The sequence below is a fragment of the Spirillospora sp. NPDC046719 genome (assembly GCF_040645715.1).
Classification (GTDB): domain Bacteria; phylum Actinomycetota; class Actinomycetes; order Streptosporangiales; family Streptosporangiaceae; genus Spirillospora.
This window is the reverse complement of sequence record NZ_JBEYYT010000960.1, coordinates 1-1,018: the sequence shown is the minus strand read 5'-3', so window position 1 is coordinate 1,018 and position 1,018 is coordinate 1. Positions and strand designations below refer to the sequence as shown.

1 protein-coding gene is annotated in these 1,018 nt (G+C 77.3%); it reads left to right on the top strand.

What is annotated here, in order from left to right:
* A partial coding sequence (locus ABZ914_RS51860) for a helix-turn-helix domain-containing protein (protein ID WP_500201886.1) occupies window positions 1-612 on the top strand: 612 nt, incomplete at its 5' end.
* Window positions 613-1,018 lie beyond the last annotated feature (406 nt).

Below are 1,018 nucleotides of genomic sequence, written 5' to 3'. Positions count from 1 at the left end.
GGCGGGGGCATCGCCGAGCGCCGCGTGCTGCGGCGGATCCGCGCGGGCCTCGAAGGGTTCGGCGAGGGGCCGCCGCTGCTGCTGCGGGACGAGCGCGGCGTGCACGTCCTGCTGCCGTCGGCCGCGGCGGAACGCCTTCCCGAACTGGAACGGCTGCTCACCGGGGCGGGCACCGCGGCCGGGCCGGTGATCGCCGGCGCGGCGCGCTCGGAGGGCACGGCGGACGTCCCGGACGCGTCCCGGCGGGCGGCCCGGATCGCCGGCATCGCGGAGGCCGCCGGGCGCCCCGCGGGCGTGTACGAGCTGGGCGACGTGCTGCTCGACTACCACCTGACCGGTCCCGGCGACAGCGGCCCCGCCGTCGCCGCCGTCCTGGACCCGCTCGGCGCGCGCCCCGAGCTGCTGGACACGCTCCGCGCCTTCCTCGACGCGGACATGGACCGCCGCAGGGCGGCCGCCGCGCTCGCCGTGCACCCCAACACCGTCGACAACCGGCTCGCCCGCATCGCCCGCCTCACCGGAGCCGACCCGCGCACCACGCGCGGCGTGCTGCTGTGCGCCGCGGCGCTCACGCTCCGTAGCCGGGGCCGGGGCCGGGACCGCCGGGCGTAACGGATCATCCGGCTGTCACCGGGCAATGCGCCGGCAAAGTCCGCCACGCGATCACGATTCTTTGCGCACCCCCGGTTTACGCCCTCATGACGTGCGGGTACTTACCGCAACGAGTTCGTGACACACGGTGAACGTCAAGCCCCTGGGACGGCAAAGTCCCAGGTCGGATCGGGGAGGTGGGCGATGAAGGGCACACAGCGTGAGCACCGCCCCGCCGGTCCCGCGCACCGTTCGCCGCACGGCCCGGCCGGAGCGGCCGAGGGCGTTCCCGTCACCGGCCGGCAGGGCACGCGGCGTCCCCCGACGCGCGCCCTGCCGGCCGGTCACGGCGACACACCTCGGGTCCTCGGCCGCCCCGGACCGGACCGGGCCTCCCGTCGCGACCGCCATCGGGCGCCGGTGCCGT